Below are 23,954 nucleotides of genomic sequence, written 5' to 3' on the forward strand. Positions count from 1 at the left end.
GGGTAATGAGCGCCCTTCCAGCCGCACGTGGTTGGATGCGAAGGAGAGGGATTCCGGGGGCAGTGGCGAGGTCACTGAGGGCAACTGGCAGGCGGGAATCGTGAGGATCTTCGGCAAAGGACGGCACCGGCCCTCCGCCTCCTGGCGGCAGGCCACCGACCGCGCGTTCACGCTGATCGGCGACGGCCGGTACGAGGACGCGGGCGCGCTGCTGACGCGCGCCGCCGATCTGGAACCGTGGCTGTCCGAGTCCTGGTTCAATCTCGCCCTGCTGCACAAGTTCCGGCACGACTGGGAGCAGGCGCGGGCGGCGGGGCTGCGTGCCGTCGCCCTCCTCGACCGGGAGGCCGGCGCACCCGACTGGTGGAACGTCGGCATCGCGGCGACCGCGCTGCAGGACTGGCCGCTGGCCCGGCGGGCCTGGCAGGCGTACGGGCTGCGGGTGCCGGGCGGGGCGGCCGACTCCGGCGAGCCGGTCGGCATGGACCTCGGCAGTGCGGCCGTACGGCTGTCGCCGGAGGGGGAGGCGGAAGTGGTCTGGGGCCGCCGTCTCGACCCCGCGCGCATCGAGGTGCTGTCGATCCCGCTGCCGTCGTCCGGACGGCGCTGGGGCGAGGTCGTGCTCCACGACGGGGTGCCGCACGGGGAGCGGACCACCGCTGCCGGGCACTCCTATCCCGTCTTCGACGAGATCGAGCTGTGGGCGCCGTCGCCGGTGCCGACGTGGGTGGTGCTGCTGGAGGCGGCCACCGAGGCGGACCGGGACGCGCTGGAGCAGCTGGCGGCCGACGCCGGGTTCGCGGCGGAGGACTGGTCGTCGTCGGTGCGGCTGCTGTGCCGGATGTGCTCGGAGTCCCGGATGCCGTCCGACGAGGGCGACGGTGAGCATCTCGACCCGCACGACCACAGTGAGCCGGGGCATCCCGGGCCGCTGGGGCACCGGACGGACGGGCAGCTGTGGGTGCCGGAGCGGGAGTGTGGCGTCGCGGCGCCGGCTTCGCTGGTTCGGGGGCTGCTGGACGGGTGGGTCGCTGACAGCCCTGATTCCCGGGACTGGCGTGATCTGGAAGAGGTCTGCTGAAACCTCGCCGTACCCTGTATCAGCAACTTCACCTCTGTTTTGGTTTAGGAAGGCATACGTCGGTCATGGCGCAGCAGGACACCGATCAGCAGCACGCGGGCGTGCTTCCCGTGGACGACGAGGGTTTCGTCATCGACACCCAGGACGCCGAGGAGCGCGAGAACGGCTGGCGTGAGCGCGGCACCTCGCGGCCCATCACCGTCGTCGGGAACCCCGTCCTGCACAAGGAGTGCAAGGACGTCACCGAGTTCGGCGCCGAGCTGGACCAGCTGGTCGCGGACATGTTCGCCTCGCAGCGCACCGCCGAGGGCGTGGGCCTGGCCGCCAACCAGATCGGCGTCGATCTGAAGGTCTTCGTCTACGACTGCATGGACGACGAGGGCACCCGGCACGTCGGTGTCGTCTGCAACCCCAAGCTCGTCGACCTGCCCGCCGAGAAGCGCCGCCTGGACGACAGCAACGAGGGCTGCCTGTCGGTGCCGACCGCGTACGCACCGCTCGCGCGCCCCGACTACGCCGAGGTGACCGGGCAGGACGAGAAGGGCAACCCGATCAAGGTGCGCGGTACCGGGTACTTCGCTCGGTGTTTGCAGCACGAGACCGATCACCTGTACGGATACCTCTACATCGACCGGCTCTCCAAGCGCGAACGCAAGGACGCGCTGCGGCAGATGGCCGAGAACGAGCCCCGCTACCCCGTGGTCGCCAACGACTGAGACCCCTCGGGACACCACAAGTCCCGTACGCACGGCGTCTGTTCAGGAACCCCTTCCTTGACCAGGCGCCGTTCGTCTGTCCGTCGCACGTTCGATCGCTTGCGCTCCCTTACTGATCCAGAACCAGTCACACAAGGGGAGATTCTCGGCACTGTGGGGTAGTGAATGGTGCAAATCCGTTCCCAGATCGGTCAGTTGTGGTGCTGAATGGGAAGTGCGGGGATACGCAACGGCGCACGCCCGGTACAGCGGGAGGGGTGTGCGCAACTGGCGGCTGAGAGGGGTTAGTTCGTGCATGCTTTCTCACACGGCACCACATCGACACCGACAGCGGTCGCGGTTCCACCGTCGCTCTCTCTCCCGGTGATCGAGGCGGCGTTTCCCCGGCAACTCCACCCGTATTGGCCCCAGCTCCAGGAGAAGACACGCACCTGGCTGCTGGAAAAGCGGCTCATGCCGGCGGACAAGGTGGAGGAATATGCCGACGGCCTTTGCTACACGGACCTCATGGCGGGCTACTACCTGGGCGCCCCCGACGAGGTCCTCCAGGCGATAGCGGACTACAGCGCGTGGTTCTTCATCTGGGACGACCGGCACGACCGCGACATCGTCCACGGCCGGACCGAGGCCTGGCGGCAGCTCAGGCTCCGGCTGCACGCGGCCCTCGACTCCCCCGAGGACCATCTGCACCACCAGGATCCGCTGGTCGCCGGGTTCGCCGACAGCATGGTGCGGCTCTACTCGTTCCTGCCCCGCACCTGGAACGCCCGCTTCGCCGGGCACTTCCACGAGGTGATCGAGGCGTACGACCGCGAATTCCGCAACCGCACCGAAGGCGTGGTGCCGACCGTCGAGGAATATCTCGCACTGCGCCGCCTCACCTTCGCGCACTGGATCTGGACGGATCTCCTGGAACCGAGCGCCGGCCGGGAACTCCCGGACCGGGTGCGGGAACACCCGGCCTTTCGGCGGGCCGCACTGCTGAGCCAGGAATTCGCCGCCTGGTACAACGACCTCTGCTCGCTCCCCAAGGAAATAGCGGGCGACGAGGTCCACAATCTCGGGATAAGCCTCATCAAACACGAGGGGCTGAGTCTCGAACAAGCGGTCCGGGAAGTCAGGCGGCGGGTGGAGGAATGCATCGGCCAATTCCTCGTCGCGGAGAACGACGCCTTACGGTTCGCGGACTCGCTCGCCGACGGAACGATCCGTGGAAAAGAGTTGAGCCACACCGTGCGGGCCTGCGTCGGCAATATGCGCAATTGGTTCAGCACCGTCTACTGGTTCCACCACGAGTCCGGCCGCTACACGGTCGACAGCTGGGACGACCGGTCCACGCCCCCGTACGTCAACAACGAAGCGGCAGGTGAGAAATGACCGTCGAGTCCGTACGCCCCGAAGCACCGGCGACCCCGGAGTCCGCGCTGCGTGAAGCACCCCTCGCGGGGGGTGGCGTCCCACTCCTGGGGCACGGCCTGAAGCTGCTGCGCGACCCGCTGGCGTTCATGTCCCAGCTGCGCGACCACGGCGACGTCGTACGCCTGAAGCTGGGCCCCAAGGAGGTGTACGCGCCCACCACGCCGGACCTCACCGGAGCCCTCGCGCTCAACCCCGACTTCGTCATCGCCGGACCGCTGTGGGAGTCCCTGGAGGCCCTGCTCGGCAAGGAGGGCGTGGCCACCGCCAACGGCCCGCGGCACCGGCGTCAGCGGCGCACCATCCAGCCCGCCTTCCGGCTCGACGCGATCCCCGGGTACGGGCCGATCATAGAGGAGGAGGCGCACGCGCTCACCGAGCGCTGGCAGCCCGGCGAGACCATCGACTGCACCACCGAGTCCTTCCGGGTCGCCGTCCGCATCGCCGCCCGCTGTCTGCTGCGCGGCGACTTCATGGACGAACGCGCGGAGCGGCTCTGCGTCGCCCTCGCCACCGTCTTCCGCGGGATGTACCGGAGGATGGTCGTCCCTCTCGGGCCGCTCTACAACCTGCCTCTGCCGCCCAACCGGAAATTCAACGCGGCCCTGGCCGATTTGCATCTCCTCGTCGACGAGATCATCGCCGAGCGCCGCGCATCTGGTCAAAAGCCGGACGATTTGCTGACGGCATTGCTGGAGGCGAAGGACGACAATGGCGACCCCATCGGGGAACAGGAGATCCACGACCAGGTCGTCGCCATAGTCACCCCCGGAAGCGAAACGGTGGCGTCCACGATCATGTGGCTGCTCCAAGTCCTCGCGGAACATCCGGAACACGCGGACAGGGTGCGCGACGAGGTCGAATCCGTAACCGGCGGCCGTCCTGTCGCATTCGACGACGTCCGCTCGCTGCGGCACACCAACAATGTCGTCGTCGAGGCGATGCGTTTGCGTCCCGCGGTGTGGATATTGACGCGCCGCGCGGTCACCGACACGGAACTCGGTGGCTATCGCATTCCGGCCGGTGCGGACATCGTCTACAGCCCGTACGCGGTGCAGCGCGACCCGAAGTCGTACAAGGGCAGCCTGGAGTTCGACCCCGACCGCTGGCTTCCGGAACGGGTCAAGGAGGTGCCGAAATACGCCATGAGCCCCTTCAGCGTCGGCAACCGCAAGTGCCCGAGCGACCACTTCTCGATGGCGCAGCTGTCGCTGATCACGGCCGCGATCTCGGCGAAGTACCGCTTCGAGCAGGTGGCCGGGTCCGACGACGCGACCCGGGTGGGCATCACGCTCCGCCCGAACAAGCTGCTGCTGCGGCCGGTCCTGAGGTGATCAGGCGGCTGCTTCCGGGCCCCTGAACGTACGCCGGTAGGCGTTCGGGGTGGTCCCGAGCGCCCGTACGAACTGGTGGCGCAGTGCGGCCGCGGTGCCGAACCCCGTTCGGCCCGCGACCGCGTCCACCGTTTCGTCCGTCCCTTCCAGCAACCGCTGGGCGAGCAGCACGCGCTGCCGCAGGACCCAGCGGTAGGGCGTGGTGCCGGTCTCCTGCTGGAAGCGTCGGGCGAAGGTGCGCGGCGACATGTGTGCGCGCTCGGCGAGCTGCTCGACGGTGACCTCCTCGTCGAGATGCCGCTCCATCCAGACGAGGACCTCGCCGACGGTGTCGCAGGGGTCCTTCGGCACCGGCCGTTCGATGTACTGCGCCTGTCCGCCGTCCCGGTGCGGGGGTACGACCATCCGGCGGGCGATCTTGTTGGCGACCTCGGTGCCCTGTTCCTTCCGCACGATGTGCAGACAGGCGTCGATGCCGGCGGCGGTGCCGGCGGAGGTGATCACGGGGTCCTCGTCGACGTAGAGCACGTCGGGCTCGATGACCGCCCGGGGGCAGCGCAGGGCGAGCTCGCGGGCCTGCTTCCAGTGCACGCTGCACCGCCGCCCGTCGAGCAGCCCGGCGGCCCCGAGCACGAAGACCCCGGAACAGACGCTGAGGACGCGGGCGCCCCGGTCGGCGGCCCGGCGGAGGGCGTCGAGCAGCTCGGGCGGGTAGTCGCGCACGACATAGTCCGCGCCCGCCGGTACGGCGATGAGGTCGGCCTCCTCCAGCCGCTCCAGGCCGTAGGGCGTGGAGACGCTGAGTCCGCCGACATGGGTACCCAGCGTCGGCCCCTCGGCGGAGGCGACGGCGAAGTCGTAGGTCGGGAGTCCCTCGTCACTGCGATCGATGCCGAACACCTCGCAGACGACCCCGAGTTCGAAGGGGTGCACTCCGTCGAGCAGGACGGCGGCCACGTTCTTCAGCATGGTTCCAGTGTGCCTCAGGCATGGCAGTAATTCGAGGGTGTGCGGCAGTACTGCCACTGTTTGTAAGGAGTGTCCAGCGCGAGAGTGGTGTCATGACTACCGCACAGACACAGGGACTGATCGGAATGCTGTTCGTTCTCGGACTCCTCGTCCTGCTGGTCGCCCCCGCGGTGATCGGCATCGTCCGCGACCTGCGCGTCGACCGCGAGCTCAGGGAGGCCGAACAGGGCCGTCGCCCGAAGAGCGGCGACGCCCCGGCCGAGCCGCGGCGCCGCTACTTCACCACCACGGTGACCCACCACTCCTGAATCCCCTGGCAGGCGACCCGCCCGGACTCGGTGGCGCACAGCGGGCGGGACGAACTGAGCCGGACGTGGCCCTCGGAGGCCGCGCGGAACGAGGCGTTCGCGTCCCCGGGCAGCAGGACGAAGCCGCTGTTGACGGCTTCCAGCCCGCTTCCGTCGGCCTTCACGGGCCGCCAGGGACGGCTCTTCGTCCCGTCCAGCGCGACCCGGACGGTTCCGCCCACCGCGAGGCACACCGTGCGGCCGCTGTCCGAGGCGTGGAGCTCCGGCACGGCCGCGCAGTCGGACGGCGACACCGTCGCCCCGCTGTCGCCGCCGGAGCCGGTGCCGCATCCGGCCAGCAGCAGGGCCGCGAAGGCGAAGCCAGTGATACTACGACGCATGACGGATCCCTCCTCGCCTCTCTGACGTGCCGGAGGCGAGAAGGGATCCATGGCGTGGGGCTAGAAGTCCTCGTCCAGGTCGACCGTGCCCTCCACGGCGACCTGGTACGCGGACGGGCGGCGCTCGAAGAAGTTCGTCAGCTCCTGGACGCCCTGGAGCTCCATGAAGGAGAACGGGTTCTCCGAGCCGTACACCGGGGCGAAGCCCAGGCGGGTCAGGCGCTGGTCGGCGACGCACTCCAGGTACTGGCGCATCGAGTCGGTGTTCATGCCCGGCAGACCGTCACCGCACAGGTCGCGGCCGAACTGCAGCTCCGCCTCGACCGCCTCCCGCATCATGTCCGTGACCTGCTGCTGGAGCCGGTCGTCGAAGAGCTCCGGCTCCTCCTTGCGGACGGTGTCGACCACGTCGAACGCGAAGCTCATGTGCATGGTCTCGTCGCGGAACACCCAGTTGGTGCCGGTGGCGAGACCGTGCAGCAGACCCCGGCTGCGGAACCAGTAGACGTACGCGAAGGCACCGTAGAAGAACAGGCCCTCGATGCACGCGGCGAAGCAGATCAGGTTGAGCAGGAAGCGGCGCCGGTCGGCCTGCGACTCCAGGCGGTCCAGCTTCTCGACCTCGTTGATCCACTTGAAGCAGAACTCGGCCTTCTCCCGGATGGACGGGATGTTCTCCACCGCCGCGAACGCCGCCGCCCGGTCCTCCGGGTCGGGGAGGTAGGTGTCCAGCAGCGTCAAGTAGAACTGGACGTGGACCGCTTCCTCGAAGAGCTGCCTGGAGAGATACAGGCGCGCCTCGGGGGAGTTGATGTGCTTGTAGAGCGTCAGCACCAGGTTGTTCGCCACGATCGAGTCACCCGTCGCGAAGAACGCGACCAGCCGGCCGATCAGGTGCTGCTCCTCCGGGGACAGCTTCGCCAGGTCGGCGACGTCCGAGTGGAGGTCGACCTCCTCGACGGTCCAGGTGTTCTTGATCGCGTCCCGGTAGCGCTCGTAGAAGTCCGGGTAGCGCATGGGGCGGAGGGTCAGCTCGAAGCCCGGGTCGAGAAGGTTCTTGGCTTCGCTGGTCATTACTGGCAGGCCTCGCAGGACTCGGGGTTCTCAAGGGAGCAGGCGACGGCCTCGGGGTCGGCGGCCTGCTGTACGGGGACGGTGGCTTGTGCCGCGCGGGCGATCCTCGTCGCCGGGCGCGAGCGCAGGTAGTACGTCGTCTTCAGGCCCTGCTTCCAGGCGTACGCGTACATCGAGGAGAGCTTGCCGATGGTCGGCGTCTCCAGGAACAGGTTCAGCGACTGCGACTGGTCCAGGAACGGGGTACGGGCGGCGGCCATGTCGATCAGGCCGCGCTGCGGGATCTCCCACGCCGTGCGGTACAGGTCGCGGACGTCCTGCGGCACCCAGGTGAAGCCCTGCACCGAGCCGTTGGACTCGCGCAGCGCCTCCCGGGTCTGCGCGTCCCACACGCCGAGCTGCTTCAGCTCGGCCACCAGGTAGGAGTTGACCTGGAGGAACTCGCCGGACAGCGTCTCGCGCTTGAAGAGGTTGGAGACCTGCGGCTCGATGCACTCGTACACGCCCGCGATCGAGGCGATGGTGGCGGTGGGCGCGATGGCGAGGAGCAGGGAGTTGCGCAGGCCCGTGGTGGCCATCCGCGCGCGCAGCGCCGCCCAGCGCTCCGGCCAGGTGAGCTCCACGTCGTAGTGGTCGGGGTGCAGGACGCCCTGGGCGGTACGGGTCTTCTCCCACGCCGGGAGCGGACCGTTGCGCTCGGCGAGGTCGGTGGAGGCCTCGTACGCGGCGAGCATGATGCGCTCGGCGATCCGCGTGGAGAGGGCCTTGGCCTCCGGCGAGTCGAAGGGCAGCCGCAGCTTGAAGAAGACGTCCTGGAGCCCCATCGCGCCGAGGCCCACGGGACGCCATTTGGCGTTGGACCGGCCCGCCTGCTCGGTCGGGTAGAAGTTGATGTCCACCACGCGGTCGAGGAAGGTCACGGCGGTGCGGACGGTGGCGTCGAGGCGGTCCCAGTCCAGGTCGCCGGTCGCCGCGTCGACGAACGCGCCCAGGTTCACCGAACCCAGGTTGCAGACCGCCGTCTCGCCGTCGTCCGTGACCTCCAGGATCTCCGTGCAGAGGTTGGAGGAGTGGACGACATGGCCGGGCAGCGCCGTCTGGTTGGCGGTGCGGTTGGCGGCGTCCTTGAAGGTCATCCAGCCGTTGCCGGTCTGCGCGAGGGTACGCATCATGCGGCCGTACAGGTCACGGGCCGGGATCGTCTTCTTGGCGAGGCCGGCCGCCTCGGCCTTGCGGTACGCGGCGTCGAACTCCTCGCCCCACAGGTCCACCAGCTCGGGCACGTCGGCCGGGGAGAACAGCGACCACTCGGCGTCGGCGTTCACGCGGCGCATGAACTCGTCCGGGATCCAGTGCGCGAGGTTCAGGTTGTGCGTACGCCGGGCGTCCTCACCGGTGTTGTCGCGCAGCTCCAGGAACTCCTCGATGTCGGAGTGCCAGGTCTCCAGGTAGACGGCCGCGGCGCCCTTGCGCCGGCCGCCCTGGTTCACCGCGGCCACCGAGGCGTCCAGCGTCTTCAGGAACGGCACGATGCCGTTGGAGTGCCCGTTGGTGCCGCGGATCAGCGAACCGCGGCTGCGGATGCGGGAGTACGACAGGCCGATGCCGCCGGCGTGCTTGGAGAGGCGGGCGACCTGGTGGTAGCGGTCGTAGATGGAGTCCAGCTCGTCCAGCGGGGAGTCGAGGAGATAGCAGGACGACATCTGGGGGTGCCGGGTGCCGGAGTTGAACAGCGTGGGGGAGGACGGCAGGTAGTCGAGGCGGCTCATGAGCCCGTAGAGCGCGGCGACTTCGTCCAGGGCACGGGTCGTGTCGTCCTCGGCGAGGCCCGCCGCCACGCGCAGCATGAAGTGCTGGGGCGTCTCGATGACCTGGCGGGTGATCGGGTGCCGGAGGAGATAGCGGCTGTGGAGCGTACGCAGACCGAAGTAGCCGAAGCGGTCGTCGGCGGCCGGGTCGATCAGCGCGTCGAGCCGTGCGGCGTGCACCCGTACGAACTCCGCCGTGCGATCGGCTACCAGGCCCTCGCGGTGGCCGACCTCGACGGACTCGGTGAAGGACGTGACGCCCTGGGAGGCGGCCTCGGCGGCGATGCTGATGGTCAGCAGCCGGGCGGCCAGCCGGGAGTAGGCGGGGTCCTCGGAGATGAGTCCGGCGGCGGCCTCCGTCGCCAGCTCGCGCAGCTCCGCCTCGTCGGCCTTCGCGGACCGGCCGCGCAGCGCGGCGGCGGCGACCCGTCCGGGGTCGGCGTCGGGCAGGTCGGCGGTCAGCTCGGTCAGGGTCCGCAACAGGGCGGTACCGGGACCGTCGTTCTCCGCCTGGACCGCTGAAGCCGGATCGGCTGGCGCGATGGTCACGTGGGGGCTCTCCCTCGCTCGGCAGGGGCCTGGTGGAGGGCAGCAGGCAGCACGAGCGCACGGGGCGTCGCGTCCACCGGCCCACTCCGCGAGGCCCGGACGTCATGGCACCCGGGCCACGGCGGCCTGGGCACGCTGTCGGCAGGTCCTCGGACTGACTCCCGTACACACACAAGGCATGCACAAGTACACCGTTGCGGGACAGTTCCGGATTCGCACCGGATTCCCCTGCGGCGACAGCGAGCATGAGCATACATCTTGTGCCGGGTTCGAGTGGCACCCCTAGATGTTGTGTCGCGGCGACTTCAGAGCGTCAACTCATAGGTGAGAAGCGTGAACTCCTCGCCCGGGATCGGCTGCCAGTCGCGGTGGGGGGCGCGGACGAAGCCGAGGCGTTCGTAGATGCGGTGGGCCGCGCGCATGACGGGCTGGGTCGACAGGACCATGCCGCTGTCCCCGGCGGCCCTGGCGCGGTCGACGCAGGCCTGTACGAGGGCTTGTCCGGCGCCTCTGCCGCGGGCCTCCGGGGCCACGGCCAGCATGCGGATCTCCGATTCGCCGGGACGGGAGAGTTCGGCCATGGCGCCGCCGGTCGAGGGGACGTAGGTGACGGTGCCGAGGAGGACGCCGTCCTGGACGGCGACGAGGACCTCGGCTGCGGCCGCCCGTTTGCCGACGTCTCTCAGTTCACCGAGGTACCAGTCGCTCTCACCGAAGGCGAGGAGGCCGTCCTGGATGTAGGCCTGGGCGGTGATCTCGCCGAGTTCGTCGTATTCGGTGGGGTTCGCTGCCCGGATCTGTATGTCCATGCAGGTGAGTGTGCACGAAAGCGGGCCGCCGTTGCTCTTGATGTCGGCGGCCCGCTGCGGAGTTCGTCGTGGTTGCTCGCGCAGTTCCCCGCGCCCCTAGGGCGTCAGTGCGAGGCTCCTGCGGTCGCGGGCGGAAGTTCCACCTGGACACCGGGGTCTCCGGCGTCCGCCGTGTAGTCCTCCGGCCTGGTTTCGTCCACGCCCTCCGGGGCCTTCAGAGCCCTCAGGACGAACGTCAGGACCACCGTGACCACCACGTTCAGCACGAACGCCGTCAGGCCGATGTAGCCGATCTCGCCGATGCCGGGGATCTCCTTCGCGGAGCCGCCGAAGTGCTTCTGCGTCGGCGAGGCCACGCCGTACGCGGCGACCGTGCCGTAGATCATGCCGACCGCCCAGCCGGCGAGCAGCGCCCAGCGGTGGAACCAGCGGGTGAACAGGCCGCCGACCAGGGCCGGGAAGGTCTGGAGGATCCAGATGCCGCCCAGGAGCTGGAAGTTGATGGCGACCGTCTTGTCCATGGTCAGGACGAAGACCAGCGCGCCGACCTTCACCAGCAGGGACACCAGCTTGGAGACCTTGGTCTCCTGCTCCGCGGTCGCGTCCGGCTTGATGAAGTCCTTGTAGATGTTGCGGGTGAACAGGTTCGCCGCCGCGATGGACATGATCGCCGCGGGGACCAGCGCGCCGATGCCGATCGCCGCGAAGGCCACACCCGCGAACCACGCCGGGAACATGTTCTCGAACAGCTGCGGGATCGCCAACTGGCCGTTGGTGACCTTGACTCCGGCCGCGATCGCCATGAAGCCCAGCAGCGCCAGCAGACCCAGCATCAGCGAATACAGCGGCAGGATCGTGGTGTTGCGGCGGATCACCTCACGGCTCCTGGAGGAGAGCGTCGCGGTGATCGAGTGCGGGTACATGAAGAGCGCGAGCGCGGAGCCCAACGCCAGCGTGGCGTACGTCCACTGGCCCGGCTCGCCCGGCACCAGCGCACCGCGCGGCGCGCCCGTCGCCGGGTTGGTCTGGCTGTACGCCTCGCCCGCCTTGGCGAAGATCTCGTCGAAGCCGCCCAGCTTGATCGGGATGTAGATGATCGCCACCGCGATGACGATGTAGATCAGCGTGTCCTTCACGAACGCGATCAGCGCGGGGGCGCGCAGGCCGGACGAGTAGGTGTACGCGGCCAGCACACCGAAGGCGATGAGGAGCGGCAGGTCCTTCACGAACCAGTTGGTGTCCTCGCCGCCGCCGACACCCATGACGTCCAGGACCGCCTGGATGCCGACGAGTTGGAGGGCGATGTACGGCATCGTCGCGAGGATGCCGGTGACGGCGACCGCGAGCGACAGGCCCTTGGAGCCGAAGCGGCCGCGCACGAAGTCGGAGGTCGTCACATAGCCGTGCTTGTGCGAGACCGACCAGAGGCGGGGCAGGAAGGTGAAGATCAGCGGGTAGACGAGGATCGTGTACGGCACGGCGAAGAAGCCGGCCGCGCCCGCCGCGTAGATGGCCGCGGGGACGGCGACGAAGGTGTACGCCGTGTAGAGGTCGCCGCCGAGCAGGAACCAGGTGACCCAGGTGCCGAACGACCGTCCGCCCAGGCCCCATTCGTCGAGGCTGTGCTCGTTCTCGGCCTTGCGCCAGCGCGCGGCGAGGAAGCCCATGACCGTGACGGCCAGGAAGAAGAAGATGAAGACGCCGAGCGCGACGCCGTTCACGCCGTCGTTCACTTGGTACCTCCAGGACGGGCGCGCTGGTCACGCTGCCACAGCTTGTACGCGGTCATCGTCAGCGCGGTGGAGATCAGCACCCACAGCATCTGGTACCAGTAGAAGAACGGGATGCCGATGAAGGCCGGGTCGACCTTCGCGTACGACCCCACCCACAGCATCGCCACGAAGGGCGCGAAGAGGCAGAGGGCGATGACCACGCGGACCGGCGTCACCACCGGTGGTCTGGCCTCGGGCGAATCTGATGACATGCGGCGGCTCCGATCCCCTCATCACTGATCACCGTGTAACGCGCAGGCAATCTAGGTCACGGTGTGACAGGAGTGGAAGACCTCGTCCGCATATCGGTATGTCGATTCAGTGAAGGTCCGACATCGGTGTCAACAGCGGCTTCGACAGCGGCTTCGGCAGCGGGCTTCAACAGCAGCGGAAGCCCTGGCGCGGGTCCGCCTCCTGCCGGTCCGTCCGCATCCGCTCGAACTCCCGCCGGGTCGGTACGTCCGCCTGCGGGTGGTCCCGGCGGACGTGCGCGACATAGCGGTCGTAGGCCGACTCGTCGGTCAACTCCCGTACGTACCAGCGCACGTTCTCAAGGCCCCGCCGCAGTGCCGACCTCATGGCGCGTTTCCTCCTCTTTTTCCTCGCGGGTCGGGAACAGCCCGGCGGGGGCGACGATCCGGGACTCTACGTACGGCGCCTCGCTCAGCGTGGAGAGGGCCGGGCGTCGTACATGCCGAATACAGACCCTCAGCGCGTCGGCGATCACCACCACGATCAGCAGGGCGAGGACCGCGGTGAGGACGCCGTCGACCGTGGAGTTGGTGACCACGGTGTGCATGTCGTCCATGTTCTTGGCGGGCGGCAGGACCTCACCCCGGTCGATGGCGTCCTGGAAGACCGACCGCTGCTTGAAGAAGCCCACCTTGGGGTCGCCGGAGAACACCTTCTGCCAGCTCGCGGTCAGCGTGACCGTGGCATCCCAGGCGAGCGGGACGCCGGTGATCCAGGCCCACTTGAGGCGTCCGGACTTCACCAGCAGCGTGGTGCAGACGGCCAGCGCGACGGCGGCGAGCAGCTGGTTGGAGATGCCGAAGACCGGGAAGAGCTGGTTGATCCCGCCGAGGGGTTCGTGGACGCCCACCCAGAGGAAGTAGCCCCAAAGGCCGCACACGAGCGCGCTGGTGATGACGAGTCCTGGCTTCCAGCTGACGTTCTTGAAGGGCTTGATGACATTGCCCAGCATGTCCTGGAGCATGAACCGGCCCACGCGCGTACCGGCATCGAGCGCGGTCAGGATGAACAGCGCCTCGAACATGATCGCGAAGTGGTACCAGAAGGCGCGCAGGCTCCCGCCGGTGACCTTCGAGAAGATCTCCGAGACGCCGATGGCGAGCGTGGGCGCGCCGCCGGTGCGGGACAACAGGCTTGACTCCTCGACGCGTTCGGCGGCGCGGGCCAGGTCGTCCGGGGAGATGGAGTAGCCCCAGCCGGTCACCACCCGGGACGCCTCCTGCACGGTGGTGCCGATGGCTCCGGAAGGCGCGTTCATCGCGAAGTACAGCCCCGGGTCGATGATGCTGGCCGCGACCAGCGCCATCACGGCCACCGACGACTCCATCAGCATGGAGCCGTAGCCGATCATGCGGACCTGCGTCTCCTTCTGGATCATCTTGGGCGTGGTGCCGCTCGAGATGAGCGAGTGGAAGCCGGACAGCGCCCCGCAGGCGATGGTGATGAAGACGAAGGGGAACAACGACCCGGCGAAGACAGGGCCGTTGCCGCGCGAGGCGAAGTCCGTCACCGCGTCCATCTTCAGCGTGGGCAGCGCGATCACGACGCCCAGCGCCAGCAGGAGGATGGTGCCGATCTTCATGAAGGTGGAGAGGTAGTCGCGGGGTGCAAGGAGCATCCACACCGGCAGGATCGAGGCGATGAAGCCGTACGCCACCAGCCAGACGACCAGCGTCGAGGGCGCGAGCGTGAAGGTGTCGGCCCAGGACGACTCCGCCACCCAGCGCCCGGCGACCAGCGCGAGGAGCAGCAGGGCCACGCCGATGAGCGAGACCTCGCTGACCCGGCCGGGGCGCAGGACCCGCAGATAGAAGCCCATGAGCAGGGCGATCGGGATCGTCATCGCGATGGAGAAGGTGCCCCAGGGGGACTGGGCGAGGGCGTTGACGATGACCAGCGCCAGCACGCCGAGCAGGATGATCATGATGGCGAAGGCGGCGACGAGGGCCGCCGCGCCGCCGAACGGGCCGATCTCCTCGCGGGCCATCTGGCCGAGGGAGCGTCCGTCGCGGCGGGTGGAGAAGAACAGCACGACCATGTCCTGCACGGCCCCGGCGAAGACGACGCCCGCGATGATCCAGATCGTGCCGGGCAAGTAGCCCATCTGGGCGGCCAGGACCGGGCCGACGAGCGGTCCGGCGCCGGCGATCGCGGCGAAGTGGTGGCCGAGGAGGACCCGGCGGTCGGTGGGGTGGAAGTCGATGCCGTTGTTCAGGCGCTCGGCCGGGGTGGCCCTGGTCCGGTCGACCTTGAGGACCTTGTACGCGATGAACTTCGCGTAGAAGCGATAGGCGATGGCGTACGAGCCGAGGGCGGCGGCGACCATCCAGGCGGCGGAGACGTCCTCGCCGCGGGAGAGCGCGAGCACGGCCCAGCCGGTGGCTCCGACCAGCCCGACGAGGGTCCAGATGACGGTGGTTCGGACGTTCGCGGTACGCACTGGGCGGTCCTCCCGTCCATACGGAGACGGGAGGACCGTAGAGCAGGAGCGGCAGTTGCGCTACACCGCGTGCACTAGGCCGTGTCTTTCGGATCATCCCGGGACCGCGGGGCTTGGCACGCACATCTGCCGCGTTGTCGTCGGTTGCCGACGCTCCGCGTCGCCGCCCTCCTCCGCCTTGCAGCTGCACGCACCAAGCCCCGCTCACCGGCATCGATCAGGCACCGTCGCTCCGAGTCGGGCTGATCCGAAAGACACGGCCTAGTCGACCGGGCGCTTGAGCCGCGCCACGAACTTGTACCGGTCGCCCCGGTACACCGACCGCACCCACTCCACCGGCTCCCCGTCCTTGTCGAAGGAGTGGCGGGACAGCATCAGCATCGGCAGGCCGACGTCGGTGCCGAGCAGGCCGGCCTCGCGCGGGGTGGCCAGGGAGGTCTCGATGGTCTCCTCGGCCTCGGCGAGATGGACGTCGTAGACCTCGGCCAACGCCGTGTAGAGGGACGTGTACTTGACCAGGGAGCGGCGCAGGGCGGGGAAGCGCTTGGCCGACAGATGCGTGGTCTCGATGGCCATCGGCTCGCCGTTCGCCATGCGCAGCCGCTCGATGCGCAGCACCCGGCCGCCGGCCGTGATGTCGAGGAGCTCGGCGAGGCGGTCGTCGGCGGTGATGTAGCCGATGTCGAGGAGCTGCGAGGTGGGTTCGAGGCCCTGGGCGCGCATGTCCTCGGTGTAAGAGGTGAGTTGCAGCGCCTGCGAGACCTTGGGCTTGGCGACGAACGTGCCCTTGCCCTGGATGCGTTCGAGGCGGCCCTCGACGACGAGTTCCTGGAGGGCCTGGCGCACGGTGGTGCGCGAGGTGTCGAACTCGGCCGCGAGCGTGCGCTCGGGCGGTACGGGCGTGCCGGGTGCCTGGGTCTCGGTCATGTCGAGCAGGTGCTTCTTCAGGCGGTAGTACTTGGGCACGCGCGCGGTTCGGACGGTCGCCCCACCCTCGTTCTCCGCGCTGCTGACCTCGGTGCTCATGCCTCTGCCTTCCCGGCTCCGGATGCGGATCGCATCGTGATCCCCTCTGTATACCGTCGCCGACTGTTTTGGTCTAGTCCATAGCCTCAAGTGGTCTAGTGGAAGACAGTACTCCGGCAGCGCTGTTTTCGCTGGCTTCTTACTTAAAGGTTCCTGCATATGTAGGTCGGATAACGGCTGGTCAGAGGCGGTTCGGACACTCTTGACAGGCCCCGTGGTCTGGTCCAAGCTCCCGGTACTGGTCTACACCATTGGTCCAGGGCCCCAGCTTCGTGGGCGGGGGGTGTGGGCATCCTGAGGAGGATGGCGTGAAGCGCAAGCTGATTACCGCGATCGGTGTCGCGGCCATGTTGGTCTCCGTCGCGGCGTGTGGGGGCGACGACGGCGACAGTGGTGACAAGGCGGGGGCGGACGGTTACGCCGGCCAGACCCTCACCGTCTGGGTCATGGACGGCTCCTCGCCGGACCAGTGGCAGAAGGACGTGCAGGCCGCCTTCGAGAAGAAGACCAAGGCCAAGGTCAAGTTCGAGATCCAGCAGTGGAACGGCATCCAGCAGAAGCTGACCACCGCCCTGTCGGAGGAGAACCCGCCGGACGTCTTCGAGATCGGCAACACCCAGACCCCGGCCTACGCCAAGACCGGCGGCCTCGCCGACCTCGCCGACCTCAAGTCGTCGATCGGCGCCGACTGGACCGAGTCGCTGAACAAGTCCTCGATCTACGACGGCAAGCAGTACGCGGCACCCTGGTACTTCGCCAACCGCGTCGTCATCTACAACAAGAAGGTCTGGGCCGACGCCGGCATCAAGGACACCCCGAAGACCCGGGACGAGTTCTACGCCGACCTCAAGCAGATCGGCGAGAAGACCAAGGCCGAGCCGATCTACCTGCCCGGCCAGAACTGGTACCACTTCGTCGGTCTCACCATCGGTGAGGGCGCCGAGCTGGTGAAGAAGGACGGCGACAAGTACGTCTCCAACCTGGCCGACCCGAAGGTCGCCGCCGCCATGGAGACCTACAAGAAGTTCCAGGCGCTGTCCAAGGCCCCCAAGGACAAGGACGAGGCCACCCCGCAGCAGGCCGAGGTCTTCGCCAAGGGCAACGTCGGTGCCTTCATCGGCATGGGCTGGGAGGCCGGCACGGCCATCGCCGCCAACAAGAAGATCGAGTCGGACATCGGCTACTTCACCATCCCCGGTGCCACGGCCGACAAGCCCGAGGGCGTCTTCCTCGGCGGTTCCAACCTCGCGGTCGCCGCGGGCAGCAAGAAGCAGGCGCTCGCCAAGGAGTTCCTGAAGATCGCGCTGTCCGACAAGTACGAGGGCGAGCTGGCCAAGCTCAACGGCGTCATCCCGAACAAGGAGTCGCTGCAGAGCAACCTGACGGGCAACGCCGTCGCCGAGGCCGCCGCTCCGGCCGCCGCCGGTGGTGGCACCACGCCGCTGATCCCCGAGTGGGCCGCGGTCGAGAACGCCCCCAACCCGGTCAAGACGTACATGACCGCCGTCCTCAACGGCAAGTCGCCGGCCGAGGCCGCCAAGCAGGTCGAGAGCGAGTTCAACAAGCGCCTCGCCCAGCAGCAGTAAGGGCATCGGGGCGGGGGCCGGTCAACGGCCCTCGCCCCGCTCCGGTAGGTCGAGTAGAGAGACGCGAGCATGACCGTGCAGACCGAACGGCCGCCCTCCGGTCCGGTGGACGTGACGAAAGTGGACGAGCGGGGGCCCGGTGCGCAGCGGCCCGCCTCCCGCGCGGGCGCGCTCGCCCCGTACCTCCTGCTGCTGCCGGCCTGCGCGGCCACCGTGCTGCTGCTCGGTTGGCCGCTGCTGAAGGACCTCCTGCTGTCGTTCCAGAACCTCAACATGGGACAGCTGATCCAGCATGTCACCGAGTGGAACGGCATCGACAACTACAAGCAGGCCCTGACCGGCGAGGACTTCTGGCGCGTCACCGGCCGCTCGATCCTGTTCACGGCCGTCAACGTCGTCCTGACCATGCTCCTCGGCGCCCTGGTCGGCCTGCTCCTTGCCCGCCTCGGGCAGCGGATGCGGGTCACGCTGATGATCGGGCTCGTGCTGGCCTGGGCGATGCCCGTGGTCGCCGCGACCACCGTCTACCAGTGGCTCTTCGCCCAGCGCTTCGGCGTCGTCAACTGGGTCCTGGACAAGCTCGGCTGGCACTCCATGGCCGACTACAGCTGGACCAGCAGCCAGCTGTCGACGTTCTTCGTCGTGACCGTGCTGATCGTCTGGCAGTCGATCCCGTTCGTCGCCATCAACCTCTACGCCGCCACGACCACGATCCCCGGCGAGCTGTACGAGGCCGCGGCCCTGGACGGCGCGGGCGCCTGGAAGAGCTTCACGACCGTGACGCTGCCGTTCCTGCGCCCCTTCCTCTACGCCACGACCTTCCTGGAGGTCATCTGGATCTTCAAGGCGTTCGTGCAGGTCTTCACCATCAACGGCGGCGGACCCGACCGCCTCACCGAGATCCTGCCCGTCTACGCCTACATCGAGGGCGTCGGCAACCAGCACTACGGCATGGGCGCCGCGATCGCCGTCCTGACCATCCTGATCCTGCTGGTCATCACCGCGTACTACCTGCGGATCGTGCTCAAGCAAGAGGAGGACGAGCTGTGAAGCGCTCGCTGTTCAGCCGCATCTGGCCCAACGCCACGGCCGTCGTCCTGTTCGTCGGCTTCGTCTTCCCCGTGTACTGGATGTTCGCCACGGCCTTCAAGCCGACCGGTGACATCATCTCGGAGAACCCGGTCTGGTTCCCGACCCACATCACCCTCGAGCACTTCAGGACCGCCACGGGCGTCGACCACTTCTGGACCTACGTCACCAACTCGCTGATCGTCACGGTCTGCGCGGTCGTCCTGTCCCTCGCCGTCGCCCTGGCCGGCGCCTTCGCGCTCGCCCGGATGCGGTTCAAGGGCCGCCGGGGCTTCATCATCGGGTTCATGCTGGCCCAGATGGCGCCCTGGGAGGTCATGATCATCGCGATGTACATGATCGTGCGGGACGCCTCCATGCTGAACAGCCTGGTCCCGCTGACCGTCTTCTACATGATGATGATCCTGCCCTTCACGATCCTGACGCTGCGCGGCTTCGTCGCCGCGGTGCCCAAGGACCTGGAGGAGGCGGCGATGGTCGACGGCTGCACCCGCGCGCAGGCCTTCCGCAAGGTGATCCTGCCGCTGCTCGCCCCCGGTCTGATGTCCACCTCGCTCTTCGGCTTCATCACAGCCTGGAACGAGTTCCCGCTGGTCCTGGTCCTGAACAAGGAGGCGGAGGCCCAGACCCTGCCGCTGTGGCTGTCCAGCTTCCAGACCGCCTTCGGCAACGACTGGGGCGCGACCATGGCGGCGTCCTCCCTCTTCGCCGTCCCGATCCTGATCCTCTTCGTCTTCCTGCAGCGCAGGGCCGTCAATGGTCTGACGGCCGGCGCGGTGAAGGGATAACGCCACCCGATGACGACTTTCGCCAAGGGCACCGACACCCTCACGCGCGACGCGCTCACGGTCCTCCAGCCCGGCTTCACCGGCACCACCGCCCCCGACTGGCTGCTGCGCCGCCTGGGCGAGGGCCTGGCCTCGGTGGGCCTGTTCGGCCGCAACATCGCCTCGCCGGACCAACTCCGCGCCCTGACCGCCCAGTTGCGCGCCGAGCGCGACGACGTCCTGGTCGCGATCGACGAGGAGGGCGGCGACGTCACGCGCCTGGAGGTGCGGACGGGCTCGTCCTTCCCCGGCAACCACGCCCTGGGCGCGGTCGACGACGTCGACCTCACCCGCGAGGTCGCCTTCGAACTCGGCCGCCGCCTCGCCGCCTGCGGGGTCAACCTCAACTGGGCCCCGTCGGCCGACGTCAACTCCAACCCGTCGAACCCGGTGATCGGCGTCCGCTCCTTCGGCGCCGCCGCCGACCTGGTCGCCCGCCACACCGCCGCCTACGTCACCGGCCTCCAGTCGGCCGGCGTGGCCGCCTGCACCAAGCACTTCCCGGGCCACGGCGACACCGCGACCGACTCCCACCACGCCCTGCCCCGCATCGACGCGGACGCCTCGGTGCTGCCGGAGCGCGAACTCGCCCCGTTCCGGGCCGCGATCGCCGCCGGCAGCCGCGCGGTCATGAGCGCCCACATCCTGGTCCCGGCCCTGGACCCCGACCACCCGGCGACCCTCTCCCGCAAGATCCTGACCGACCTCCTGCGCGGCGAACTCGGCTACGACGGCCTCATCGTCACCGACGGCATGGAGATGCGGGCCATCGCCGCCACCTACGGCATCGAACGCGGCAGCGTCCTCGCCATCGCGGCCGGCGCCGACGCGATCTGCGTGGGCGGCGGCCTGGCCGACGACGAGACGGTACGCCGGCTGCGCGACGCCCTGGTCGGGGCGGTCCGCTCCGGCGACCTCCCCGAGGAACGCCTCGCGGACGCCGCCGACCGCGTCCGGGCGCTGGCCCGCTGGACGGCGGCGGCGTCAGCGGCGGACGCCTCGGCCACCGGCGACCCGGACGTCGGGCTGCGCGCCGCCCGCCGTGCCCTGACGCTCACCGGCGCCGACGGCTTCACCCCGCTCACCGAGGCGCCGTTCGTCGCCGCCTTCACCCCGGTCGCGAACATCGCGGTCGGCGACGAGACCCCGTGGGGCGTGGCCGCGGAACTCACCCGGCTCCTCCCCGGCACCGACACCGGCAGCTTCGTCGGGGACGGCGCCGGCATGGCCGCCCTGGCCGCGGCGGGCCGCCGCCGCATCGTCGCCGTGGTCCGCGACGAGCACCGCCACCCCTGGATGGGCTCGGCCCTCGACTCGGTCCTGCGTACCCGCCCGGACACGATCGTGGTCGAGATGGGCGTCCCCCAGGCCACGCCCCGAGGCACCCTCCACATCGCGACCCACGGCGCGGCCCGGGTCTGCGGACGGGCTGCGGCGGAGGTCATCGCGGGGGAGTAGGGGACTCCACGACGACCACAGGCGCCGGTTCCTGACAGGGAACCGGCGCCTGAAGCGTTGCCGCGAGGCCGTCAGATGCCCTGCCAGTCGGGCTTGTTGACGTACGTGTGCCGGAAGTAGTCCGCCAGCTTCAGCTTGGAGGCGGCGCCCTCGTCGACCACCACGGTGGCATGCGGGTGGAGCTGGAGAGCCGACGCCGGGCACACGGCCGCGACCGGCCCCTCCACCGTCGCCGCCACCGCGTCCGCCTTGCCCTCACCGGTGGCCAGCAGCACCAGGTGCCGGGCCTCCAGGATCGTCCCGATGCCCTGCGTGATCACGTGGTGCGGGACCTGCTCGATGTCCCCGTCGAAGAACCGCGCGTTGTCGACCCGCGTCTGCTCCGTCAGCGTCTTGATCCGGGTCCGGGAGGCGAGCGAGGAGCACGGCTCGTTGAACCCGATGTGCCCGTCGGTCCCGATCCCGAGCAACTGCAGATCCACTCCGCCGGCCGCCGCCAGCGCCGCGTCGTACGCCGCACAGGCGCCCGGGATGTCCTCGGCCGTCCCATCCGGGCCCATGAACGCGTCCATCCCGATCCCGAGCGGCTCCAGCACCTCACGGCGCAGCACCGAGCGGTACGACTCCGGATGCTCCGCCGGCAGTCCCACGTACTCGTCGAGCTGGGCGATCCGCGCCCGCGAGGCATCCACGGCACCGGACCGCACCTTGGCCGTCAGCGCCTGGTAGATGGGCAGCGGCGTCGAGCCGGTGGCCACCCCGAGCAGGGCATCGGGCTTGCGCCGCAGGAGCTGCGCCATGGCCTCGGCGATGAGCTCGCCACCCGCCTTGGCGTCCGGAACGATGACAACTTCCACGCTGGGCCTGCCGATCTGAGAGACGGTCTGTGAGAGGGCTCGACTGGACCCGAAAAGGGCCATGTGGTTTAGACCAATCTAACAGAATCGGGTCAACGGGCCCAAGGGGAGAAGGGGGGCGAAGCCGCCGGTGACGAGGGCGGACGCCGCCTCCCCACCAGTCCAGCGCCGACCGTGCGTCACACGGAGGACGGGCACCGTTCCGTCCCGGGGGGTGAAATGGGACTGCCGACGCAGTGCCCGTGTGCTGCAGACTCCTCGTGCACCCCCGTACCTCAGGCCCCGGGAGGCCCCCGCGATGACCGCCCCGACTCCACCCCAGGCTCCCCGGAACGACCTCCCCGGCCGGATCATGGCCCGCGAGATGACCGAGCAACCCGCCGTACTGCGCCGCATCCTGGAGCAGGGCGCCCCCGGCATCCGGCAGACCGCCCAGGAGATCGCCGCCCGCCGCCCCCGCTTCGTCCTGCTCACCGCCCGCGGCACCTCCGACAACGCCGCCCTCTACGCCAAGTACCTCCTGGAAATCCGCCTCGGCCTGCCCTGCGGCCTCACCTCCATGTCCACGACCACCGCGTACGGCGCCCGCCCCGACCTGACCGACGTCCTCGTCATCACCGTCAGCCAGTCCGGCGGCTCCCCGGACCTCGTGGCCTCGACCCGGGCCGCCCGCGAGGCCGGCGCGATCACCCTCGCCGTCACTAACAACCCCGACTCACCGCTGGCCGGCGTCTCCGAGTACCACCTCGACATCATGGCCGGACCGGAGAAGGCCCTCCCCGCCACCAAGACCTACACCGCCTCCCTCCTCGCGCTCTATCTCTTCGTCGAGGGACTGCGCGGCGGCGACGGCGCCCCCGCCAAGGCGCTGCCCGACCTCGCCGAGCAGCTCCTCGCCCGCCAGGACGAGGTCCGCGCCCTCGCCTCCCGCTACCGCTTCGCCGAGCGCATGGTCATCACCTCGCGCGGCTACGGCTACCCCACCGCCAAGGAGGCCGCCCTCAAGCTGATGGAGACCAGCTACATCCCCGCTCTCTCCTACTCCGGCGCCGACCTGCTGCACGGCCCCCTCGCCATGGTCGACAACGTTTCCCCGGTCATCGCGGTCGTCACCGACGGCAAGGGCGGCGAGGCACTCCAGCCCGTCCTCGACCGGCTCCGCGGACGCGGCGCCGACCTGGTCGTCATCGGACCCCGCCATCAGGTCGAGCAGGCCTCGGCCGGCTTCGTCCTGCCGACCGAGGGCGTCGCGGAGGAGCTCCAGCCCGTCCTGGAGATCATCCCCCTGCAACTGCTCGCCTACGAGGTCACCATCGCCCGCGGCCAGGACCCGGACGCGCCCCGCGCGCTGGCGAAGGTGACGGAGACGCGGTGAGCGCGGGCTGAGCGACGGCCGGGAGCGGGAGCCGTGCGTCGGGAGCCGTGAGGCAAGTGGGGCCTACGTCAGCGAACCTCCCGTCGCGTCCACCCAGCTCCCCGTGACCCACCGGCCCGCGTCCGAGGCCAGGAACGACACCACATCGGCCACGTCCGCGGTCTCGCCCACCCTTCCCAGCGCCGAGTACGCCGCAGCCTGCGCCCATGCCTTCTCGCTCGCGTGCAGCAGCTCATAGGTGTTGTCGGTCGCGATGATGCCCGGGGCCACCGAGTTCACCGTGATGTTCCGGGGGCCCAGCACCTTGGACAGGTCGCGGGAGAAGACGTCCAGTGCGCCCTTCGTCATCGCGTACGCCATGTTGTTCGGCATCAGGGCGGTCCGGGCCAGGCCCGAGGAGATGTTGATGACGCGGCCACCGTCCCGCAGGCGGGCCAGGCCGTGCCGGACCAGAAAGAACGGTGCCCTCACGTTCACGGCGAAGACACGGTCGTACTCCTCCTCGTCTATCTCCTCGATCGGGCGGGACACCCCTATCCCCGCGTTGTTCACCAGGATGTCCACCCCGTCCGCATGCCGGTCGAACTCCTCCCACAACGCCTCGGCGTCCCCGGGCGACCCCAGCTCCACCCCGATCGCGAACGCCGAGCCGCCGGCCTCCTCGATCGCGGCGACCGTCTCCTTCGCCGCCGCCTCGTTCCTGCCGTAGTGCACGGCCACCCGCGCCCCGTCCCGGCCAAGACGCTCGGCGATGCCCCGCCCGATGCCCCTGCTCGCCCCCGTCACGAGAGCCGTCCTGCCCGCAAGCACGCCCATGTCGACGCCCCC

At 69.2% G+C, this 23,954-nt stretch carries 22 protein-coding genes and 1 riboswitch; of the genes, 10 read left to right on the top strand and 12 right to left on the bottom strand.

Annotated features, from left to right (window positions below):
- The first annotated feature begins 100 nt into the window (after window positions 1-100).
- The 4 genes from ACFUO4_RS22835 to ACFUO4_RS22850 all read left to right on the top strand — a co-directional run bounded on the left by ACFUO4_RS22835 (window position 101) and on the right by ACFUO4_RS22850 (window position 4,547).
- The gene (locus ACFUO4_RS22835) at window positions 101-1,081 is read left to right on the top strand and encodes a hypothetical protein (RefSeq protein WP_059192430.1); all 981 of its coding nucleotides are present in this window, start codon (window positions 101-103) and stop codon (window positions 1,079-1,081) included.
- A 65-nt stretch (window positions 1,082-1,146) separates the two neighbouring features.
- Entirely contained in the window at window positions 1,147-1,797 is a 651-nt protein-coding gene (def, locus tag ACFUO4_RS22840; protein ID WP_079309588.1) for a peptide deformylase, read from the top strand.
- Window positions 1,798-2,088: 291 nt separating this feature from the next.
- The gene (cyc1, locus tag ACFUO4_RS22845; RefSeq protein ID WP_128112184.1) at window positions 2,089-3,174 is read left to right on the top strand and encodes an epi-isozizaene synthase; all 1,086 of its coding nucleotides are present in this window, start codon (window positions 2,089-2,091) and stop codon (window positions 3,172-3,174) included.
- Complete coding sequence (locus ACFUO4_RS22850; RefSeq protein WP_383487512.1) at window positions 3,171-4,547, top strand: cytochrome P450; 1,377 nt, start codon at window positions 3,171-3,173, stop codon at window positions 4,545-4,547. The genes cyc1 and ACFUO4_RS22850 overlap by 4 nt, the downstream gene beginning before the upstream one ends.
- Here the strand turns inward: ACFUO4_RS22850 and ACFUO4_RS22855 are convergent, their stop codons facing one another.
- On the bottom strand, window positions 4,548-5,516 hold the full coding sequence (locus ACFUO4_RS22855; protein ID WP_079309591.1) for a helix-turn-helix domain-containing protein: 969 nt from the start codon (window positions 5,514-5,516) through the stop codon (window positions 4,548-4,550).
- 92 nt (window positions 5,517-5,608) lie between these two features.
- On the opposite strand from ACFUO4_RS22855, the gene ACFUO4_RS22860 reads away from it, so the two are divergent.
- Window positions 5,609-5,824 carry a hypothetical protein gene (locus ACFUO4_RS22860; RefSeq protein ID WP_079309592.1) on the top strand — a complete coding sequence of 72 codons (216 nt, stop codon included), beginning with the start codon at window positions 5,609-5,611 and terminating at the stop codon, window positions 5,822-5,824.
- On the opposite strand, the gene ACFUO4_RS22865 is transcribed toward ACFUO4_RS22860, so the two are convergent.
- From ACFUO4_RS22865 to ACFUO4_RS22905, 9 genes are all read right to left on the bottom strand, one after another.
- The gene (locus tag ACFUO4_RS22865; RefSeq protein WP_079309593.1) at window positions 5,791-6,204 is read right to left on the bottom strand and encodes a hypothetical protein; all 414 of its coding nucleotides are present in this window, start codon (window positions 6,202-6,204) and stop codon (window positions 5,791-5,793) included. The genes ACFUO4_RS22860 and ACFUO4_RS22865 overlap by 34 nt on opposite strands.
- 60 nt (window positions 6,205-6,264) lie before the next feature.
- Window positions 6,265-7,278: a ribonucleotide-diphosphate reductase subunit beta gene (locus ACFUO4_RS22870; RefSeq protein ID WP_079309594.1), complete on the bottom strand. Its 1,014-nt coding sequence runs from the start codon at window positions 7,276-7,278 to the stop codon at window positions 6,265-6,267.
- A complete protein-coding gene (locus ACFUO4_RS22875; RefSeq protein ID WP_383487517.1) occupies window positions 7,278-9,635 on the bottom strand; it encodes a ribonucleoside-diphosphate reductase subunit alpha in 2,358 nt (785 codons plus the stop codon). The genes ACFUO4_RS22870 and ACFUO4_RS22875 overlap by 1 nt, the downstream gene beginning before the upstream one ends.
- A 122-nt stretch (window positions 9,636-9,757) precedes the next feature.
- A riboswitch (cobalamin riboswitch) is annotated at window positions 9,758-9,918 on the bottom strand.
- Window positions 9,919-9,940: 22 nt separating this feature from the next.
- On the bottom strand, window positions 9,941-10,444 hold the full coding sequence (locus ACFUO4_RS22880; protein ID WP_383487520.1) for a GNAT family N-acetyltransferase: 504 nt from the start codon (window positions 10,442-10,444) through the stop codon (window positions 9,941-9,943).
- A gap of 104 nt (window positions 10,445-10,548) precedes the next feature.
- Complete coding sequence (gene mctP, locus ACFUO4_RS22885) at window positions 10,549-12,177, bottom strand: monocarboxylate uptake permease MctP (RefSeq protein WP_079309597.1); 1,629 nt, start codon at window positions 12,175-12,177, stop codon at window positions 10,549-10,551.
- Window positions 12,174-12,428, bottom strand: coding sequence for a DUF3311 domain-containing protein (locus tag ACFUO4_RS22890; protein WP_383487523.1), 255 nt, complete (start codon window positions 12,426-12,428; stop codon window positions 12,174-12,176). Before ACFUO4_RS22890 ends, mctP begins: the two co-directional genes overlap by 4 nt.
- 166 nt (window positions 12,429-12,594) lie before the next feature.
- On the bottom strand, window positions 12,595-12,795 hold the full coding sequence (locus ACFUO4_RS22895; RefSeq protein ID WP_079309599.1) for a YbdD/YjiX family protein: 201 nt from the start codon (window positions 12,793-12,795) through the stop codon (window positions 12,595-12,597).
- Window positions 12,767-14,908, bottom strand: coding sequence for a carbon starvation CstA family protein (locus tag ACFUO4_RS22900; protein WP_383487526.1), 2,142 nt, complete (start codon window positions 14,906-14,908; stop codon window positions 12,767-12,769). Before ACFUO4_RS22900 ends, ACFUO4_RS22895 begins: the two co-directional genes overlap by 29 nt.
- A 261-nt stretch (window positions 14,909-15,169) precedes the next feature.
- The gene (locus tag ACFUO4_RS22905) at window positions 15,170-15,934 is read right to left on the bottom strand and encodes a GntR family transcriptional regulator (RefSeq protein ID WP_079309601.1); all 765 of its coding nucleotides are present in this window, start codon (window positions 15,932-15,934) and stop codon (window positions 15,170-15,172) included.
- Window positions 15,935-16,242: 308 nt separating this feature from the next.
- Between ACFUO4_RS22905 and ACFUO4_RS22910 the strand changes: the two genes are divergently transcribed.
- The 4 genes from ACFUO4_RS22910 to ACFUO4_RS22925 all read left to right on the top strand — a co-directional run bounded on the left by ACFUO4_RS22910 (window position 16,243) and on the right by ACFUO4_RS22925 (window position 20,894).
- Entirely contained in the window at window positions 16,243-17,520 is a 1,278-nt protein-coding gene (locus tag ACFUO4_RS22910; protein WP_383487530.1) for an extracellular solute-binding protein, read from the top strand.
- Between the two features lie 69 nt (window positions 17,521-17,589).
- Window positions 17,590-18,570, top strand: coding sequence for a carbohydrate ABC transporter permease (locus ACFUO4_RS22915; RefSeq protein ID WP_079309602.1), 981 nt, complete (start codon window positions 17,590-17,592; stop codon window positions 18,568-18,570).
- Complete coding sequence (locus ACFUO4_RS22920; RefSeq protein WP_079309603.1) at window positions 18,567-19,397, top strand: carbohydrate ABC transporter permease; 831 nt, start codon at window positions 18,567-18,569, stop codon at window positions 19,395-19,397. Before ACFUO4_RS22915 ends, ACFUO4_RS22920 begins: the two co-directional genes overlap by 4 nt.
- A 9-nt stretch (window positions 19,398-19,406) precedes the next feature.
- Window positions 19,407-20,894: a glycoside hydrolase family 3 protein gene (locus ACFUO4_RS22925; RefSeq protein ID WP_383487534.1), complete on the top strand. Its 1,488-nt coding sequence runs from the start codon at window positions 19,407-19,409 to the stop codon at window positions 20,892-20,894.
- A gap of 71 nt (window positions 20,895-20,965) precedes the next feature.
- On the opposite strand, the gene nagB is transcribed toward ACFUO4_RS22925, so the two are convergent.
- Window positions 20,966-21,751, bottom strand: coding sequence for a glucosamine-6-phosphate deaminase (gene nagB / locus ACFUO4_RS22930; protein WP_079309604.1), 786 nt, complete (start codon window positions 21,749-21,751; stop codon window positions 20,966-20,968).
- 298 nt (window positions 21,752-22,049) lie between these two features.
- On the opposite strand from nagB, the gene ACFUO4_RS22935 reads away from it, so the two are divergent.
- Complete coding sequence (locus tag ACFUO4_RS22935; RefSeq protein ID WP_383487538.1) at window positions 22,050-23,126, top strand: SIS domain-containing protein; 1,077 nt, start codon at window positions 22,050-22,052, stop codon at window positions 23,124-23,126.
- A gap of 63 nt (window positions 23,127-23,189) precedes the next feature.
- Here ACFUO4_RS22935 and ACFUO4_RS22940 read toward each other — a convergent pair whose 3' ends face one another.
- Window positions 23,190-23,942: an SDR family oxidoreductase gene (locus ACFUO4_RS22940; protein ID WP_383487541.1), complete on the bottom strand. Its 753-nt coding sequence runs from the start codon at window positions 23,940-23,942 to the stop codon at window positions 23,190-23,192.
- Window positions 23,943-23,954 lie beyond the last annotated feature (12 nt).

The sequence above is a fragment of the Streptomyces sp. NPDC057280 genome, from assembly GCF_042668605.1.
Lineage (GTDB): Bacteria > Actinomycetota > Actinomycetes > Streptomycetales > Streptomycetaceae > Streptomyces.